This window comes from Acutalibacter caecimuris (assembly GCF_034335085.1).
Lineage (GTDB): Bacteria > Bacillota > Clostridia > Oscillospirales > Acutalibacteraceae > Acutalibacter > Acutalibacter caecimuris.
On record NZ_JAWXXJ010000038.1, the window covers coordinates 1 to 16,760 of the forward strand.

Genomic DNA, 16,760 nt, shown 5'->3' on the forward strand with positions numbered 1-16,760 from the left:
ATCTCATTACCTCCTGTCTGACTCTCGACCCACGAGAGAAATTTCTCCTTGGGAACCACCAGGCGCGAACCGATTCTCAGCACAGGAAAGTCCTCCTGATGCAGCAACTCATAGGCCCCTGCAACTGAAATTCCCAAGACTTCTGCCACTGTTTTCGCATTGAGAAACAGTGGCAGTTCGTCATAACTTTTGAACTTTGATTGAACCACTCCGCACCTCCTAAAAAATATCTTGACTTTTCTGTCCGCTTGCTGTAGACTAATTCTTAAAGACAGTTTGATTTACCTGCCGTCATATGGTAACACATGGCAGCTCATTTGTCAAGGACAATTTCAAAAATATTTTTATCTTTTCAAAAGGAGTGCAACCAAGATGGCTGACTATCTGTTCTACACCTACTTTGAAGAGGGCCGCGAGTATTTTGTCTACAAAGATTTGACGTTCGAACGCTCACACAAAAAAGAAAAAGACTTCCCATTTCTGGAAAGCCTCTTGCGATTCACCTATTTGGACATCTGGCCGATGGAGAACCTGTTTAAGAAAATGGACAAGGCCTTGCTGAATTTTTACCGGGAACGGGATGCAGACTCAAGGGGAATAGTGATGAGCACTCTGGAGGAACTTGCTAAGAAACACATCTATTTCGAGTTTCTACGTTTTGACTGGCAGGCGCGGTTCCGCAATGCAGAGCAACATCCTGATGATGTTCAAGAGATTCTCCCCCACAAGCAGCTGCGGCACATCCCCAGCGACCTCGATACGCTCCAAAAACAAATCATGCGCCTGTTCCAAGATGTACTTGACATCGATGACGGCAAGAAGAGACCTGTTCATGAAAAGTTGCAAGCGTATCTGGACAAAGAGAAAAGAGAAACGCTCTATGCCTATCAGTTTAGGCCAATCTCTACCATCTATGAGCGAACCGGCAACGGTACTTTTGCCGAAGTGTTACACCCAACTTCTATCTCCGACCTGGTAGAGTTCTCCCTCCGGGAGTGTGTCAAGCGAGAACAGCGTATGCGTATCTGCTCGTACTGTGGCAAATATTTTGCCATCCCCCGGCGCAATACGGCAGAGTTCTGCAATTTGACCGTTGACGAGAACGGGCACACTTGCAGAGAGGTTGGCGCGGTAAAGCGCTGGGCGGAGAAGAAAAACTCGGACGAACTATTCAAGGAGTACCGCCGGGAGTATAAAAAGCGATTCAACTGGATTAAGGCGGGGAAGATTAGCCCCGGCGCGTTCTATGCTTGGAGCGCCACAGCGAAGGGTAAGCGGGACGAGTGCGCTGATGGTAAAATAACCTTTGAGGAGTTTAAGGAGTGGTTGGCTGAGTCATAAAGTCTTTTCTTTGTTATGCGGCACAGCCTTTGCGTTAACCCTCAATCTCCTCCCCAATCCTTGCCATCACCCGCCCGTGATCCAGCTCGCACACCGTATCGCAAAGGGCCCGGATATCCTCATTGCTATGGCTGGCCAGCAGGATAGTTTTTCCCCGCTCTCGCAGTTCCGCAAACAGCCCGCGCATATCTTCCACCCCCTGATTATCCAAGCCGTTCATGGGCTCGTCCAAAATCAGCAGTTCCGGGTTCTCCATGATGGCCTGGGCTATCCCCAGCCGCTGGCGCATACCAAGGGAATACTTTCGCACTGGCTTCTTATTTGCCGGGTCCAAGCCAACCGCACGCATAGCGTTTTCAACGGTGCTCCTGTCCGATTTACCCCGCAGCCTCAGCAGATATTGTAGGTTTCTTAGCCCGCTTTTACCGCCAATGAACCCCGGTGTTTCGATGATAAGTCCGATATTCTCCTGGGCTTTCGACGGCCTAACCTTCTCCCCATTCACCGAGACTTCGCCGGAGGTAGGAGTCATAAACCCGCAGATGCACTTCATGAGCACGGTTTTGCCGGAACCGTTTCTGCCGATGATGCCGTGGATTTTTCCGCGCTCAAAGTCGAGGCTGATATTATCCAGCGCTCTTGTCTCCCGAAAATTTTTCGACACGTTCTTCACTTCGATGATGTTGTCCATTTTGTCCTCCCTACTCCAAATCACGCCTGCCGAATTTCCAGACTGCTGCAAATGACATCACAACAATTCCTCCTATCCAGACCATAAACACATACTCCAATGAAGGTGCGAAACCGCTATGGTACCAGTCTATCCCCAGCAGGCCCGACCAGCTCAGCGGCGAAACAAATTGCAGCCACTTCCCAAAGGTAAACACCCCCAGGGAGTTTGCGAACAACGCCATTGCCGTCAGAACCCCAGACGCAAATATCCCCGCCTGGCGGCTGACGAACACTCTGAAAAAGCAGATAAGCACTCCCATAAACGCCGCCGAAAGTCCTATACAAACAAGGCTGATTAAAGTTGCTTCTATAGGCGTGAATATTGCCAACACCTCCGGAGAAACAATGATGGACAGGTTCATCCCGGTCTGTCCCTGCACTTGCCCGGAGGACTCTGCCAGGGTGTGCAGCAACACGCCCCAATCCGCGTCCCAGCCAATTTCCGGCAGGGTGAACAAGATGGACAGCGCCCAGAGCGCCGCGGCATACAAAAACGCCATGCAAATCACGCACAGCAGCTGCCCGGTCATATAGGCTCTGCGCCCGCTCCTGGCTACCATCAGCTCCGCATAGCCATCCGTTTCACCTGTGTCGGAGAACAACAGCAGGCACAGGCCGTTGTTCACCACCTGCATGGTGGGAAATGACAGGAAAAAGGGGTACGCCCAGGGGGCCACCTGCACTTTATAGAAGTCGGCAATGGTGCAGAGCGGGGCGTAGTTGTAAAAACTAAACACCACCATCATCACTACAATCAGCCACATTTTGGGGCCGCCCAGATCCCGCCGCAGGAGGATGCCGCAGCAGCGCAGGGATTTCCGTATCTCAGCCATGCTCCATCCTCCTTTTCATGCAGACACACCCCAAACCACACATGAGCCCACAAAATCCAGCGGTAAGTAAAAACTTTCCAAGTAATGTCAGCCCTGGCACGGCGGTATAGTGGATGCTTTCCACCCAGTTCACCGGGTGCCAGATGGATATGGGCGAAATCAAGTGGGTTGGCATCACCCGCAGAACCGTCAGGTGTATGGCAAGGGGCGCGGAGATAGCCACAAACTGGTTTGGCACAAGGATACTCATGAACATCCCCAGCGCGCCGATCAGCGCCCCGGACAGGGACATATGCAGAATATAACAGGCCCACCCCAGGAAAATATGGCCGGATTCAAACAACGCCTCATAGTCCACACTCGTGCAGGAGGCAAACCAGGGCAGAAACGTGCCGTTGGCCAGTACGAACAACGTCAGCCCCAGAGCCACTGTCAGAAAGCCTGCAAGAGAACTTGCCAGCAGTTTCGAAACGGTGTACCGGGCTATGCCTGCCCGCACCGTCCAGTAGGGCAGGGCGCGGCTGTCCCAGTCCCGGGCAAGGTTCATGGCAAAGGGCAGGGTTGGCAACACGAATAAGGTCAGCAGATTGGTGCCGGTAGAATTTATCAGGTACCACACGCTGGTGTAGGGAGTCCTCCCAGAAATATGATCGACTATCAGCCCCGCCACACTCAGTTCCATCAACACGGCCGTGAGCAGTCCACAGAGGGCCACGGGCCAGGATAGCGCCTGCCGGAGCTGCACACGAAAGGCCCGCAGAAATTTCATCTCATATCCGTCTCCCTTTCCAAAATTACGCCGCTGTAGGCGCTTACGGCAGTAACTTCATAATCCGTGTGGTCGAAATCCACCGTGTTGTCTCCCTGTCCGGCCTTCTTCTCAATGGCGGTGGTGATCACCCAGGCGGGGCGAGCGTAGAGCCCCTTGCTGTCGGCGGCTATCACGTAATTCAGCTCTAAGCCGATTATCTCGCTGTTCTCAAAGTGGATGGCCTTGCTATACTCGTCCACGTACGCCTTTAGCGCCTGCTCCGGCGGGATAATCGGCTCGGTGGAGATGGCTTCGCCGGACTCTATCATACTTCCGGCGTGAAATTCTATGAGGCCGTCTTTATTGTAAATGGCGTGGATGCTGGGAAGACTGCCGCCCCCGCTCTCGCCAAAGGTGGACTCCGCCCACTGGCCGTTGCAGAATGGTATATCGTCCAATATCTCCCGGAACTCAAAGTAGTAATACTCGTCGTCCTTTGTGAAGTTCTTGGATATGACCTCGCTGCCCCGGTCCTTGACGAAACGGTTGTAGATGTCCCGGTTCTGGTTCATCAGCCCGGCGGTGTGGGCCTCGCCCCGGATCAGCGCATGGCCGGGGACAGAGCAGGCGGACAGCCTGTCCTCCAGCTCTCTCAAAGCATCGTCGTATGACATGAAATCCAGGTCTTCCTGACCGGCCTCGCCCATGCTGCCGTTGCCCCTTTCCCTTGGGGTCAGGTCAGCATTTATGCACTCCCATGGCTGCTGGCGGCGCAGATAGTACATCAATGTGTAGCGTTCTTCATTTGTATCTGCCACACTATCGAAATCCGCGCCGCCTGGAGAGTAGTAGCTGTAGTCCATGCCTCCATGCACGACCCCCTCATAGATATGAAGATGCTCTGAAAAGTCCTCAGTATACGTCCTGAATATCGGCCCGGTAGCCTGCTCCTCCCGTTCCTGGGGATCTGTGTGCATGAAGGTGTCGATGGCCGTATTCTCGTCCGTTTCGTACCAGCTAAGGTTATAGGCGGTCACCTCCTGCGGGTAGTCCTCCGGCAGCTCCGCCATGATTTGCAGGGTTTGGGGCAGCTCGACAGTTTCCTTGCCGGAACCGCAGCCGGAAAAGAGCAGCAGTGTGCATAACACAAGTAAAATAAAACCGTAGCGTCGTTTCATAAAGCACCTCAATCCTGGCCCAGACCGGACCGTTGTGTTTTTATTATATTTCATTCACTATTATATGTCAAGAATAAAAATATAAGGGCGAGTAATATTTTTTGCCCGCCCCTATTTACTTTGCCGGTGGAAATGTGTTAAAATGAACGTATTGATAGAACGGAGGCGGCCCATGAGAAGCGCGGAGATAACCAAGAAGATACCGCTGGAGCTATTGTGCATCCGGCTTCTGGAGGAGCGGGATATGTACGGCTATGAGATGGTGCAGGAAATAAGAAAGCGCAGCGAGGGGCTCTTGGAGTTGAACATCACTACGCTGTATCTGGCGCTCAAGCGGCTGAATGAGCATGGGTATGTGTCGATGTATTATTCCGACGCGGAAGCCGCCCGGGAACGGTCGAGGATTTATTATCATTTGGAGGAAACCGTCGGGGAGTATAAGCAGAAACTGAAAGAGGAGTATGAGCGGGTAACATTAGGAGTTAGAAGGTTTTTGGAGTTCGGGCAGCCTTGAATGGTTGGGAAAGGGCTTTTCTTTGTTATGCGGCGCAAATTTTGCACAGGAACTTTGCCCTTTCTTTTTCATATACTTTGTGGTATACTATAAACTGTAAACTGATATTTTGTGAGGATTATGCAATGGATGAATTTGCAAAAACCGCATACTGGCTGGACTGTGCGGATTACGACTTGCAGACCGCCAAAGCTATGCTTGAAACAAAGCGATTTCTCTACGTTGGATTCATGTGCCATCAGACCATTGATAAAGGGGTTAAAAGCAGTTTTCGTTCAACGACAGCCAAACAGTGAACTGCCTTATATTCACAGCTTGGTACGCCTTGCCAATCTATCGGGAATTGCAGCTGAGATCAATGAAAGTTAGCTTTCCCTCCTGGACGTTCTTAATCCGCTGAATATCGAAGCCAGATACCCTCTCAACAAAGAAAAGCTCTTGCGTTCCCTAACTGAATCACGCTGTGAAGATTTAATTCGCAAAGCGGAGAAATTATTGACATGGATAAAAACGAAGTGTTAAACTTGGCAAAAAATATGCCGCTGTTGTCCGGAATGAGTTGGACACCCGGTCAATTATCCTTTATGGCTCTCAGGTAAAGGGGACTTCCACAGAAAGCAGCGATATTGATATTGCCGTTATTGTTGATGATATTCCAGGCGACTATTTGGACAGTGTCGCTCTATTATGGAGGCTTTCCAGAAAAATCAATACGGATATCGAGCCTGTCCTTTTGACTGCTGCCGATTCTGACAGCGGCTTTCTCCACACTGTCCGTGAAACCGGGATCGCTGTCTGACCCATAAGCTGACCCAGAATCGAAAAAACTCAGTGGACTGGATAGGTCTTAACCTTCGGGTTTTGGCTGAAAAATCGAGCGAAAAGGGCCGGAAATGCCCGGAAACCGCTGAAAAAATCCGCTCACCACAGCTCATAACCCGAAGGTCATAGGTTCAAATCCTATCCCCGCAACCAAAAATCCCCGGAACTTCTAGGAGTTCCGGGGATTTTCTTTTGTGTTTTCCCTTGCCTGACCCATACGGGGAAACGACCGGGTACTTCTAAATATGGCCGGAGAGTAAGCTGCCCATCGTCTTGGCGGCTTCTTTCTGTGCGGCGGTGGTGACATGGGCGTAGGTGTCCAGAGTGAATCCGGCGGAGTAGTGGCCCAGCATCCCGGAAACTGTTTTGATGTCTACACCATTTTGTAATGCCAATGTTGAAAATGTGTGCCGTTACGGTATAATAACGACAAACGGAAAAAGCCTTTATTTTCAAGGAGTCCACGCGTTTGCCGTCATTTATTCAATTCCTTTTCCAAGTTGAAACATGGCGAGAAAAATATCGAAAAAAGGAGGCTGTTTCATTAACGACAAAATTTAATAGCGCCAGCGGTCCGGTGTATTGCCTGGCCGCTGATTGCCGTGGGCGTTTCACTTTTATAGGTGGGCGGTATTTCTGGATGAAACAGAAGTTGAATGTAAAAATGAAGATGAGCAAGAAAGAATGGGTCAGCAATTATGTTGCCTCTATTGTGACGTATTGTATGTTGACGTATTGTATTCAATGAGATATAATAAACTGGGTGAATAATATGAATATAGTAAAAGTGTTTGCAAGTAATTTGAAATATTATCGAAATAAATTGGGAGTATCCCAAGAACAGTTTGCTGATAAGGCAGGTTTGCACAGAACATATATTAGTGCAATTGAATGTGGTAAGAGAAGTATATCATTAGATAACATACAAAAAATTGCAGAAGCATTAGAAATTGAAACATATCTTCTCTTCGTTGATGATTGCGATAAAAAAGATAGAAAAAAGGCAGGTGGAAAGTAATGAACTGTGTTGCAGTCGATTTGTTTTGTGGTATAGGTGGACTGACCTATGGAATAAGAAAGGCTGGAATAACAGTTGCAGCAGGTATAGATATTGATTCCACATGTCAGTATGCATATGAGGAGAATAATGATTCGGTTTTTATAAATAAGGGAGTAGAAGATATAAAAAAAGAAGAAATTGAATCGTATTATCCTGAAGGTTGTATTAAAGTTTTGATGGGGTGTGCACCATGTCAGCCGTTTTCAACGTATTCTTTGCGTTATACCAAAGAAGGTCCAAAAGATGAAAAGTGGAAGTTGTTGTATTATTTTAGAGATTTGGTTAAAGAGATTAAGCCGGATATAATATCAATGGAAAATGTACCACAACTAGTAAAAAAGGAAGTTTTTGAAGATTTTGTAAATGGACTTGAAGCTCAAGGATACCATGTTAGTTGGCAGATTGTTAATTGTGCAGATTATGGCGTGCCACAAAGTAGAAGCAGATTGGTACTGTTAGCATCTAAATTTGGAGATATTTCATTAATACCTCCTTTGTATACTGAAGAAAACTATATTACGGTAAAAGATGCAATTGGAAGTTTGCCACAAATAAAAGATGGAGAATCTTGTAAGACAGATACTTTGCATAGGGCAAGTAAATTGTCTAAGATTAATAAAAAGCGAATTAAGAAATCTGTTCCGGGAGGGACTTGGAAAGATTGGGATGAGAAACTCCGGTTGTCTTGCCATAAAAAGAGTACAGGTCAAGGCTATCGTGCAGTGTATGGTAGGATGGAATGGGGAAAACCCTCACCAACGATTACTACCCAGTTTTATGGATATGGAAATGGAAGATTTGGGCACCCAGAGCAAAATAGGGCATTATCTATGCGAGAAGGAGCTATTTTGCAGTCTTTTCCACCCGACTACAAGTTTATTGATGTTAATCATCCACAGACTAATAGACAAATCGGTGTTCACATTGGAAATGCGGTTCCGGTAAAATTGGGTGAGGCCATCGGCAGGAGCATATTAGACCATTTGGAGAATTGTAAAGAGGTGAAGAATGTTGAAGAATGATAAAATGACATCTGAAATGAAGGATTTAGCTGAAGGGCAGATTAGAGAATTACAGAAAGAAATTAGTTTTGATACAAAGGATTATCCGATAGAGGTATTGGTTGATAAATTTCGTGCAGATGATTTTTATATTCCTGAATATCAGAGAAAATTTGTATGGGATAATGCTAAAAAAGTAAGATTTATTGAATCTGTATTGCTAGGGTTACCTATACCGTTTATGTTTTTTTCTGATAATGAAGATGGTAGATGTGAAATAATTGATGGTGCCCAAAGGACTCAGACGTTGGAGGAGTTTTTGTATAATGATTTGATGTTGAATGGATTAGAAAAACTGACTTCATTGAACGGATTTAAGTTTACGGATTTACCGGAGATATTCCAAAGAAAATTTAAAGGACGCACTTTAAGAATAATTGTTTTAGCTGATACTACCACTATTGAAACCAGACAAGATATTTTTAATAGAATTAATACGGGTGGTACTCATGCTATTCCGAGTGAAATTAGACGAGGTTCTTATGCAGGAGCATTTATGAAATTTGTTGAAAAATGTGCTAAGGACGTACAGTTTAATAAATTATGTCCGATTAGTGATACAATGAAAAATAGATATGAAGATTCAGAATTGATAGTTAGATTTTTTGCATATTTGAATAACTATCAAAATTTTCAGCATGTTGTAGATGATTTCTTAAATGATTTCGTACAGGGAAAAGAAAAAGAATTTGACAAAGATGCATATGAAAAAGAATTTAGAAATATGCTTAATTTTGTTGAAAAATATTTCCCATATGGTTTTGCTAAAACAAAGAATGCAAAATCAACACCTAGAGTACGTTTCGAGGCTATTTCAGTAGGTGTAGCATTAGCACTGAGAGAAAATCTGGATTTAGTACCCGATTCAATGGAATGGTTGGGTTCGGAAGAATTTAAGAAACACACAACAACACATGCAAGCAATTCTCCTAAAAGAGTTAGTGGAAGAATTGAATATGTGAGAGATGTACTTTTAAAGGGTGATTGTAATGAGAATGACGCTTGAAATATATCAAGAAAGAATTGACGAAATAGAACTGTACTTTAATGCTTTAAAGGAGTTGTATCAGACACAATCTCAAGAATCAGAGCATTCATTTTATAATGCTGACTTTTTGAAGATATTAAAGGCGAATGCTTTGATAATGATATACAACTTGGTTGAGTCTTCAATAATGGGTGGCATATTAGAAATATATGATGAATTAAAGAACAGTGGGTATAACTACAAAGATGTAAGAAAAGAAATACAAGATATTTGGTTTTCCTTCAAGTTTAATCAAGTATATGATAAAACTGCTCATTATAATTCATATAGGGATAAAGCAGTTGAAATTATAAATGCAATTATGAGGAATGAACCAATAGAGATGGATCGTAAAGCAACAGATATTAGTGGAAATTTGGATGCAGATAAAATAAGACAAATTTGTAGTGACCACGGCATTACATATACTGTTGATTCTGCTTGTAGAGGTGGAGTAGCTTTGGAAGATGTCAAAAATAAAAGAAATCAATTAGCGCACGGCACAACTTCATTTGCGGAATGTGGGCGTTATTATGCAATAGACGATTTAGAAAAAATAAAGAACGAAACTGTGATTTTTTTAAATGGTATTTTGCAAGGAATGAAAAAGTATTATGATGAAAAGACTTATTTAAAAGTGGTGAATAATTAGAAAAAGTAACTTTCACCAGTTTTGGTTAGATAGATTTCATATTACGCAAGATGAGTACATGATTTTAGTAGAAAGCTACCCGCTTACGTGAAGTTGGCGACAAAACTATTTTTAGTAGCTATTTCATAAGAAATATGAATCGTAAACGTGACAAAAATAGTTTATATATCAGAAAAAATAGCGAAGAAACAAGATAAAAGGGATGAAAACAGTAAAAAATAGTTGCATGAGAGTGCCGTTACGGTATAATAACGACAAACGGAAAAAGCCTTGATTTTCAAGGGGTTTGAGCGTTTGCCGTCATTTATTCAATTCCTTTTCCAAGTTGAAATCTGACGAGAAAAATATCGAAAAAAGGAGGCTGTTTCATTAACGACAAAATTTAATAGCGCCAGCGGTCCGGTGTATTGCCTGGCCGCTGATTGCCGTGGGCGTTTCACTTTTATAGGTGGGCGTCCTTTTTTTGTACTCATTTTCAGGAGAAAGGAGATTCACATGGAACTGAACGAAATGGAAAAGCGCCTGATATTCCAGACGGAAGGCTATGGGAAATCAGATGTCACATATGAGCTGCGCATGTGCCTCCCCTATATACCGGACCCGGTAAGGAGGAAAACGGCGGCGGAGCTTGTGCGAAAGCTGGATGCCATGCCGGAAAAAGACTGCCTGGCTCTTATTCAGGATATTCGGAAAAACTACCAGATTCCGGCAGGCTCTAAGACGATGGGGGAACTACTGGCGGAGGCCAGGCAGAAATCCGGTGCGGAGAAATTGAAGGGGCATGACATCATGGCCCTGGAACGCTTCGACCCGGAAGTAAAGCACATTCCCGCAGGGTATAGGTGCCGCAGGGCCGTGACAGCCAGAGAAGGCGCCGGTCCTCCGGTTCTCCCGATAGAGCCAGTTTTGGGATCAGTTCTTTATCCAGGTCAAAATCATCCTTGTAGTGCTGCGTGTGCAGCTCCATGATCTGCCCCAGGCTGTCCAGTATATCCACGCCCTCAAACCTTACCGCGCCCATCAGCGTTCCCTCTCTGCCATCAACGGTGCTGCCTGTTTTGCTTCATGCTCCGAACGCTCCGCCTTCAGCCGTTCCATCAGGGAAGGTTTCTCCGGCGTTTCCTCCGGCAGCGTCTCCGGGGCAAGCTCCCGGATTTCCTCGTAAGTCTGCCCGTCCGTCAGGTCGGGGCGCTCCGGCGGTTCGTTGTTGAGGCGTCCGTCCAGCATATTGTAATTGCCGGTCTGTCCTTCCTCGTAAAGCTCCGCATTACGCAGATAGCTCTCCGGCGCCTGGAAGGGCTGTCCGGCAAACATGATCTCCCTATGGGGCGTAAACTGTGAGAGCACGCCGTCCCGGAGCCTTGCAAATTCTTCATACTGGCCCAGGGTAAGGCCGCGCTCCAGCATTTCCGCCTGGGTATGCGCCCAGCCCTCCCCATAGAGGAAATAGTACATATCCGGCTGGTCGCAGACAAAGCACAGGGAGCCGTCCTGGTTGTCATAATAAGACGCCTGCATATCCTGATTGTCATGGTTGGCGCACAGGTCTGTTACCAGCCTTCGGACCCTTGCCCGTTCCTGCCTGGTTAATTCCCGTGAGGGCGGCCCGTTCATTTCCTCCTGCCTTTCTTAGCCGGAAATTCCAGCTTGAAATTCACATATTTTCCGCCTGTATCATCCAGCAGCACCACCGCGTCATAGGTCTTTCCCGTTTTTTCGCTGTAAAGCCCGGACATGGAAACGCGGCCCTCTTTCAGAAGGGCCGCCGCCACGGATTTTATTATGGATTTTTTCTTTCCGGAAAAGAATTTATTGTCTTTCCACAGCGCAAAGGAACAGTCCCGGTTATCACAAAAGAAGCCTTTTTTGCCCTCATATACGGTTCCGCCGCAGCGGGGGCAGGTGCCGACAGTCTCACGCCCGTTTCTTTTTGCATCCGGGAACAGGGCGGCAAAGCGTTCCTCCGGGGCGGTATGTTCCTTTACCAGCGTCCGGCTCATATCCGCAATCTGCTCCATAAAGGAATCTGCGGCCAGCTCGCCGCGTTCCACCTGCTTCAGCATGGATTCCCATTCCGCAGTGAGCGCAGGCGATTTAATATTATCCGGCAGGACCAGGATCAGGTTCGTACCTTTTTCCGTGGGAATAAGCTGCTTTTTCTTCCGCTGCACAAATCCGGCAGAGACCAGTTTTTCCAGCGTAGCCGCACGGGTGGCCGGGGTGCCTAATCCCTTGCGCTCGGCATCCTCCGGCATGTCCCCGGCACCGGCGGTCTCCATAGCTGCCAGAAGGGAATCCTCCGTATAATGCTTTGGCGGGGAAGTTTTGCCCTCCCGGACACTGGCAGAGACCGTTTCAAAAATCTGCCCCTCCTGCAGCATGGGAAGGGAGGCATCCGTATTCTCGTCATCCTCCGGTTTGGATTCTTTCAATCCCATGCGGTAGAGGCGTTCCACTTCCTTCCATCCGGCCTGCAATACCGTTTTCCCTTTTGCTGTAAAGGAATTACCCTGGCAGTCCAGAACCGCCGTCACCGCCTCAAACCGGTGCGCCTGTGCCGTGGCTGAAAGTAGACCGATTGGATTTGGCTTTCTACAATCCACGGGATATAATCATTGTAGTCTATACCAATAATATCAAAATCAAAACAATTTTTCTTGTACTGTTCCGCTTCTAAATAGCTTCCGCCTTTTCCATGAATATATAAAATTATTTTTTTCAAAATATCACCTCTACGAATTCCGATTTGTTCAATTCTATGAACTGGAACTTATAGGTACTATTGAATTACTACTGGCTTTCCATCTTTGTCAAGCAAAGGGGTAAATCCTGCCGCATTTCCATTTCTGTGAAAAACATAGTTTACACCAGTTTGTGTATCAACCCAAATTTCAACCACATCAATCTTTCCCTGCTGATAAATCTTTTTAAAACGCTCCATAAATAGTCCCCCTTTCCCATTTCCACAAAAGGTGATCTATCATTATCTGTAAGTCCAACCGGATTGTCACTGGCCTTCACGGCTGAAAGTTTATTATACCATAAATTTGCCCGATTTGCAACCGCTAGAAATGGCTTAAATCCTAGAAAAGTTAAGCCTGTAGGTACCTCTCAGGCCCCCAAAAAACGGCCTAGAAAGTAACAAAAGAGTATCACGTTTTCCGGGTGTCCAGGTTATAAAGAACCTGGGCCAATTCCTGCCGGGTCACGGGGCTTTGGGGCCGGAATTTACCGTTTCCATCCCCTACCATAGCGCCAGTTTCCTTGACGTGTTCCACGGCCTTTTCAGCCCAACCGCTTACCGGCTTTTCGCCCTGCTCTTTCTGATACCGGGCCATGTACTCTTTGAACTGCTCATAACTCACTTTCGTTTCCTCCTTCTTCACCGCGCCGGTCAGAGCGGGATAATCTTTATAGGCAAAGTTGCCATCAAAGGCTTTGCCGCCAATGGTCAAGCGGTCTGTATTCTGCCATATGCCATAGGGCTTGGCATACTCACACACGCTATTCCATTGGGCAACCCACTTGTCCCACCGATCCAGGCGGGAATTGTTCAGCTTGGTATTCCACCAAGACAAGGCAGAATACACGCCCACATACAACCCGGCCTTTTCAATGGCCGTGCAGAAGGTTTCACAGATAGAAACCAGATCGGCCCCGGCCTGCTGTTCATCCTCCACATCATACCACACACCATAGGCGGGTTTCTTGTCGCCCAAAAGCCTGAGAACGTGCTGGGCCTCACTCTTTGCCATATCCCGGTCAAGGGCATAGGAATAGAGGTAAGTCCCCCAAGGCATCCCGGCGACTTCCGCTTTGCGGACGTTTTCGGCAAAGCGCTCATCATCCTGGTATGTGAAATCACTGCCATAGCCACAGCGGATAATCACAAACTGAATTCCCGCCGCTTTCAAGGCATTAAAATCAACATTCCCGTTATGGACAGAAATATCTACACCCCTAGTCATTTTCTTCACCACCTTCCGCTTTATGTTTGAGTACGTCAATAGCCTGCATGATCACCGCCGGAATAGGAATACCCATAAGCCCTGCATTTTCAACAATGGATATTGTTTCATTGGCGATAAAGCCAATCACAACCGCATCGCGGATGAAATTGGTCCCGGTCACTAAATCCAGGCGGCAAGCTACCAGCACTACCAAGAGTGTTACCCCTTTGCGGCAAAGGCCCTTCCAACCGGCCCGGCTTTCCAATGTGCCATTAGGCGTTTTCTCTGAGTTGTGGAATACACCGGCCACCAAAAGGCCGGTCACATAATCCACCGCCATGAAGATCATAAGGGTAATGAGTGCCGCATCCCAACCGCCGAAAAGGGCGGCAATCGCACTGCCCACAACTCCGATCCCGGTACAAATCGCTTTATTCATGTTTTCTGTCCCCTTTCTATATGCGTAATTCGCCCAGAAATGGCCTGTAAGGCGTTTCTTGCCCCTTACCCATAGCCGAACACGTTATAAAGGCTCAAAGGCCGCACAGGGCCTTTTAAGGGGCAAGACTGCCCTACCAGAATTAAGCATCCAATTTGACCACCCGCTTTCAAGGAATGAAAGAAGCCAAAGGGTACTTTCCCCTTTGGCTTCTCCAATTCAGATTTTCGCGCCGGTCAACCCGGCAATGTGTTCCAAGTCCCCTATGGGGGCGTTGTAGAAATCACCATTCCACAGCCAAAAATCTTCATGTTCTGGCCGCTTGTAGGGCTTGCACCGGGAATCTTCCCAAATCTTAGCCCACCGGGCTTCCGGGCTTTTGTCCCGCTCATTTTTCGGGGCAAGCTGTTTTTCAATGGCCGTTATCAGCTTACCCCGTTCTGTTCCCCGTCCATCATCGTTTTGTACAAAGAAATCTTTCGTAATCTGAGAACAGGCCGCGCACAGCAGCTTATCACCGTAGAAAAGGTATTGTTCCCCATCCACTTCCCGGCCCTCCACCTCAGTACCCCAGGGGAGATTGACCGGCCCTTCAAAAACACTAGAAAATTTAGCGCGGCGGCGGGCTACATAGCTTTTATACTTCATCCCCGGTCACTTCCTCCCAACCGTACACGCCCGGTTCCCATACGTTGTTTTCCACCGTGGAAATCCAGTGCTTGCCCTCATGGGCTACCTTTGCGCCCAGGGCATAGGCATCCGTAGCCCCTACCGGCTGGCCCCATTTCGGCCATTCCTCGGCGGGATCAGATATGGCAACCCATAAGCTGGGGGCAACGTCCGGCCCCCAATCCTCTTGTGAAGTGTGGGCGCTCAGGCATTTATAGAGTTTGCCGCCATGCTGGCGAATCTGCCCCACCGCATAATTGACGGGATAGGCCCAGGGGGCAAAAAGTTCCGTGTGCTCTGCGGCGGTCATTTCATCGATCTGCCCGCCTTCTGCCAGTGTAACGAACATAAGCCCGCCTGTTTCGCTGGCCTTGCGGATTTCCCCGCCGCCGTCCACTTCTTCCAACATAACGGTTTCCGCATTATCCAGGGCATCCCGCCCCAAAAGGTGATACACCTGGCCCTCAAAGGCCATGCCTATCGCTTCCGCTTCCGGGCATAAAATAAAGCACCCGTTGGGTGCTTTGGTGATATATGTGGGGCGCTCAGTCATGCCAACACTGGCCCCGCCGCTTCGGGTAATTTTATACATTGGCTACCTCCCAATTTTTTCATGATGTTTCCAAACAGGGCATAACAAAGCCGCATAAGCCGTAAAACCCGCCCATGATCGTTATACCCCTTATAGTAGGCCATTTGACAGGTCATAAACTGTTTGACTTCCTCAATCGTGCGCTTTCCTGCATCCACTTCCCGCTTGAAAAATTTCAGCTTGCGCCGCGCCCGCTTCACTCCATCCCGGCAACCGTTGACAACGATTTTCCCGGTTTCGCCTAAACGAAACTTAGCCTTACAGAATTTGAAAGGCTTATCCAAGGGGATTATTTTACACTTGCGCTGATTAACTGGAATACCGATAGCCGCAAACTTGCGTACCATTTCATGGGCCAACTTCTTTAGCTGTTCCACGGCTGGAAGAATCACATAGTAATCATCCATATAATGGCCCGCGCATTTTACGCCTTTTTGGCATTTGATCCAGTTGTCAACCGCGCTGGGCAAGGCAACCATTTCCTGCTGGGACGGTTCAACCCCCAAAGGCATCCCCCGCCCAGGCGTAGGGCAAGGGGAATTAGCTACCACAGTATCAGATACCCACCGTAGATCAGGGTTAAGGATTAACTGCTCATGCCTTTGGTAAAGCGTCCTATGCGGGGCGCTGGGGAAGAACTGCTTCAAATCCATTAGCAGGATAGCGCCTTGTCTGCCATAGTGCCGGTAATGCCAATGAAGTTGACCTTTCAGCCGCTTGAAATGCCAATGCAGGCCCTTTCCCTTTTGGCTGGCCCCATTGTCATGAATCATGCTTGGGCCATAGAGGGGAACTAATACTTCATTGCAAAGGGTCTTGTGTATCTGCCTATCTGTTACATGGGGCGCATCTATGGGCCGTACCTTACCGCGCTCACATAGGGTGAAATGGGTACACTTAACAGGCTTCCACTTCTTTTCCAAAATCAAGCGCCGCCGTTTGGCCGTCCCTGAGAATAGGTGCATTTCAAAATTTTGGGTTGATTGTTTCCACCGAACCCCATTACAGCACTTTTTCCCATACTTGAACATATCCCGGTAGGAAAATATCTTTTCCACCGGGCCGAGCTGTTCGCAGCGCTTTTGCCTATTTGCCGCCCGTTTTGCTTGGCGGCGTTTGTAACGCGCCTCCCGGCGCTC

At 47.6% G+C, this 16,760-nt stretch carries 24 protein-coding genes and 2 pseudogenes; 11 read left to right on the plus strand and 15 right to left on the minus strand.

Features of this window, described 5'->3' with window-relative positions; all coding sequences use genetic code 11:
- The coding region (locus tag U8U01_RS15475) for a helix-turn-helix domain-containing protein (RefSeq protein WP_322173121.1) at positions 1-209 on the minus strand (209 nt) is incomplete at its 3' end.
- A 163-nt stretch (positions 210-372) separates the two neighbouring features.
- Here U8U01_RS15475 and U8U01_RS15480 point away from each other — a divergent pair.
- Positions 373-1,341, plus strand: coding sequence for a DUF6076 domain-containing protein (locus tag U8U01_RS15480; protein WP_322176172.1), 969 nt, complete (start codon positions 373-375; stop codon positions 1,339-1,341).
- Between the two features lie 34 nt (positions 1,342-1,375).
- On the opposite strand, the gene U8U01_RS15485 is transcribed toward U8U01_RS15480, so the two are convergent.
- Genes U8U01_RS15485 through U8U01_RS15500 form a run of 4 tightly spaced genes read right to left on the minus strand, consistent with a single transcriptional unit; the run spans position 1,376 to position 4,835 of the window.
- Entirely contained in the window at positions 1,376-2,032 is a 657-nt protein-coding gene (locus tag U8U01_RS15485; protein WP_322176175.1) for an ABC transporter ATP-binding protein, read from the minus strand.
- 10 nt (positions 2,033-2,042) lie between these two features.
- Complete coding sequence (locus U8U01_RS15490) at positions 2,043-2,906, minus strand: hypothetical protein (RefSeq protein WP_322176178.1); 864 nt, start codon at positions 2,904-2,906, stop codon at positions 2,043-2,045.
- Positions 2,899-3,675 (minus strand): hypothetical protein, encoded by a 777-nt coding sequence (locus U8U01_RS15495; RefSeq protein ID WP_322176182.1) that lies wholly within the window; start codon positions 3,673-3,675, stop codon positions 2,899-2,901. The genes U8U01_RS15490 and U8U01_RS15495 overlap by 8 nt, the downstream gene beginning before the upstream one ends.
- A complete protein-coding gene (locus tag U8U01_RS15500; protein ID WP_322176184.1) occupies positions 3,672-4,835 on the minus strand; it encodes a hypothetical protein in 1,164 nt (387 codons plus the stop codon). Before U8U01_RS15500 ends, U8U01_RS15495 begins: the two co-directional genes overlap by 4 nt.
- Positions 4,836-5,007: 172 nt before the next feature.
- On the opposite strand from U8U01_RS15500, the gene U8U01_RS15505 reads away from it, so the two are divergent.
- The 4 genes and pseudogenes from U8U01_RS15505 to U8U01_RS15515 form a co-directional block, all read left to right on the plus strand.
- A complete protein-coding gene (locus U8U01_RS15505; RefSeq protein WP_066541380.1) occupies positions 5,008-5,349 on the plus strand; it encodes a PadR family transcriptional regulator in 342 nt (113 codons plus the stop codon).
- 125 nt (positions 5,350-5,474) lie between these two features.
- The gene (locus tag U8U01_RS15510) at positions 5,475-5,645 is read left to right on the plus strand and encodes a HEPN domain-containing protein (RefSeq protein ID WP_322176187.1); all 171 of its coding nucleotides are present in this window, start codon (positions 5,475-5,477) and stop codon (positions 5,643-5,645) included.
- Positions 5,646-5,727: 82 nt separating this feature from the next.
- A complete protein-coding gene (locus U8U01_RS17505) occupies positions 5,728-5,871 on the plus strand; it encodes a HEPN domain-containing protein (RefSeq protein ID WP_201448100.1) in 144 nt (47 codons plus the stop codon).
- Positions 5,872-5,899: 28 nt separating this feature from the next.
- Positions 5,900-6,148: pseudogene (locus U8U01_RS15515) on the plus strand (nucleotidyltransferase domain-containing protein); the annotation flags it as partial.
- Between the two features lie 262 nt (positions 6,149-6,410).
- Here the strand turns inward: U8U01_RS15515 and U8U01_RS15520 are convergent.
- A pseudogene (locus tag U8U01_RS15520) lies at positions 6,411-6,584 on the minus strand (tyrosine-type recombinase/integrase); the annotation flags it as partial.
- 56 nt (positions 6,585-6,640) lie between these two features.
- On the opposite strand from U8U01_RS15520, the gene U8U01_RS15525 reads away from it, so the two are divergent.
- From U8U01_RS15525 to U8U01_RS17510, 6 genes are all read left to right on the plus strand, one after another.
- Positions 6,641-6,919 (plus strand): hypothetical protein, encoded by a 279-nt coding sequence (locus U8U01_RS15525; RefSeq protein ID WP_322176190.1) that lies wholly within the window; start codon positions 6,641-6,643, stop codon positions 6,917-6,919.
- Between the two features lie 24 nt (positions 6,920-6,943).
- The gene (locus U8U01_RS15530) at positions 6,944-7,189 is read left to right on the plus strand and encodes a helix-turn-helix domain-containing protein (RefSeq protein WP_322176193.1); all 246 of its coding nucleotides are present in this window, start codon (positions 6,944-6,946) and stop codon (positions 7,187-7,189) included.
- Positions 7,189-8,253 carry a DNA cytosine methyltransferase gene (locus U8U01_RS15535; protein ID WP_322176197.1) on the plus strand — a complete coding sequence of 355 codons (1,065 nt, stop codon included), beginning with the start codon at positions 7,189-7,191 and terminating at the stop codon, positions 8,251-8,253. The genes U8U01_RS15530 and U8U01_RS15535 overlap by 1 nt, the downstream gene beginning before the upstream one ends.
- Positions 8,240-9,298 (plus strand): GmrSD restriction endonuclease domain-containing protein, encoded by a 1,059-nt coding sequence (locus U8U01_RS15540; RefSeq protein WP_322176199.1) that lies wholly within the window; start codon positions 8,240-8,242, stop codon positions 9,296-9,298. Before U8U01_RS15535 ends, U8U01_RS15540 begins: the two co-directional genes overlap by 14 nt.
- The gene (locus U8U01_RS15545) at positions 9,282-9,971 is read left to right on the plus strand and encodes an MAE_28990/MAE_18760 family HEPN-like nuclease (RefSeq protein WP_322176201.1); all 690 of its coding nucleotides are present in this window, start codon (positions 9,282-9,284) and stop codon (positions 9,969-9,971) included. The genes U8U01_RS15540 and U8U01_RS15545 overlap by 17 nt, the downstream gene beginning before the upstream one ends.
- Positions 9,972-10,466: 495 nt before the next feature.
- On the plus strand, positions 10,467-10,940 hold the full coding sequence (locus tag U8U01_RS17510) for a DUF5720 family protein (protein WP_367575632.1): 474 nt from the start codon (positions 10,467-10,469) through the stop codon (positions 10,938-10,940).
- Positions 10,941-10,991: 51 nt separating this feature from the next.
- Here U8U01_RS17510 and U8U01_RS15560 read toward each other — a convergent pair whose 3' ends face one another.
- The 9 genes from U8U01_RS15560 to U8U01_RS15600 form a co-directional block, all read right to left on the minus strand.
- Positions 10,992-11,585, minus strand: coding sequence for a DUF4316 domain-containing protein (locus tag U8U01_RS15560; protein ID WP_437124404.1), 594 nt, complete (start codon positions 11,583-11,585; stop codon positions 10,992-10,994).
- On the minus strand, positions 11,582-12,574 hold the full coding sequence (locus U8U01_RS15565) for a DNA topoisomerase (protein WP_367575633.1): 993 nt from the start codon (positions 12,572-12,574) through the stop codon (positions 11,582-11,584). Before U8U01_RS15565 ends, U8U01_RS15560 begins: the two co-directional genes overlap by 4 nt.
- On the minus strand, positions 12,502-12,693 hold the full coding sequence (locus tag U8U01_RS15570; RefSeq protein ID WP_322176216.1) for a hypothetical protein: 192 nt from the start codon (positions 12,691-12,693) through the stop codon (positions 12,502-12,504). The genes U8U01_RS15565 and U8U01_RS15570 overlap by 73 nt, the downstream gene beginning before the upstream one ends.
- 57 nt (positions 12,694-12,750) lie before the next feature.
- Complete coding sequence (locus tag U8U01_RS15575) at positions 12,751-12,912, minus strand: DUF6440 family protein (protein ID WP_322176203.1); 162 nt, start codon at positions 12,910-12,912, stop codon at positions 12,751-12,753.
- Positions 12,913-13,123: 211 nt separating this feature from the next.
- Positions 13,124-13,939, minus strand: a complete 816-nt coding sequence (locus U8U01_RS15580; RefSeq protein WP_322176205.1) for a GH25 family lysozyme — start codon at positions 13,937-13,939, stop codon at positions 13,124-13,126.
- Complete coding sequence (locus U8U01_RS15585; protein ID WP_322176207.1) at positions 13,932-14,360, minus strand: phage holin family protein; 429 nt, start codon at positions 14,358-14,360, stop codon at positions 13,932-13,934. The genes U8U01_RS15580 and U8U01_RS15585 overlap by 8 nt, the downstream gene beginning before the upstream one ends.
- A 219-nt stretch (positions 14,361-14,579) precedes the next feature.
- Positions 14,580-15,008 (minus strand): isoaspartyl peptidase, encoded by a 429-nt coding sequence (locus U8U01_RS15590; protein ID WP_322176209.1) that lies wholly within the window; start codon positions 15,006-15,008, stop codon positions 14,580-14,582.
- A complete protein-coding gene (locus U8U01_RS15595) occupies positions 14,998-15,621 on the minus strand; it encodes a carbohydrate-binding protein (protein ID WP_322176212.1) in 624 nt (207 codons plus the stop codon). Before U8U01_RS15595 ends, U8U01_RS15590 begins: the two co-directional genes overlap by 11 nt.
- Positions 15,579-16,652 (minus strand): reverse transcriptase domain-containing protein, encoded by a 1,074-nt coding sequence (locus U8U01_RS15600; protein ID WP_322176213.1) that lies wholly within the window; start codon positions 16,650-16,652, stop codon positions 15,579-15,581. The genes U8U01_RS15595 and U8U01_RS15600 overlap by 43 nt, the downstream gene beginning before the upstream one ends.
- Between the last annotated feature and the right edge of the window lie 108 nt (positions 16,653-16,760).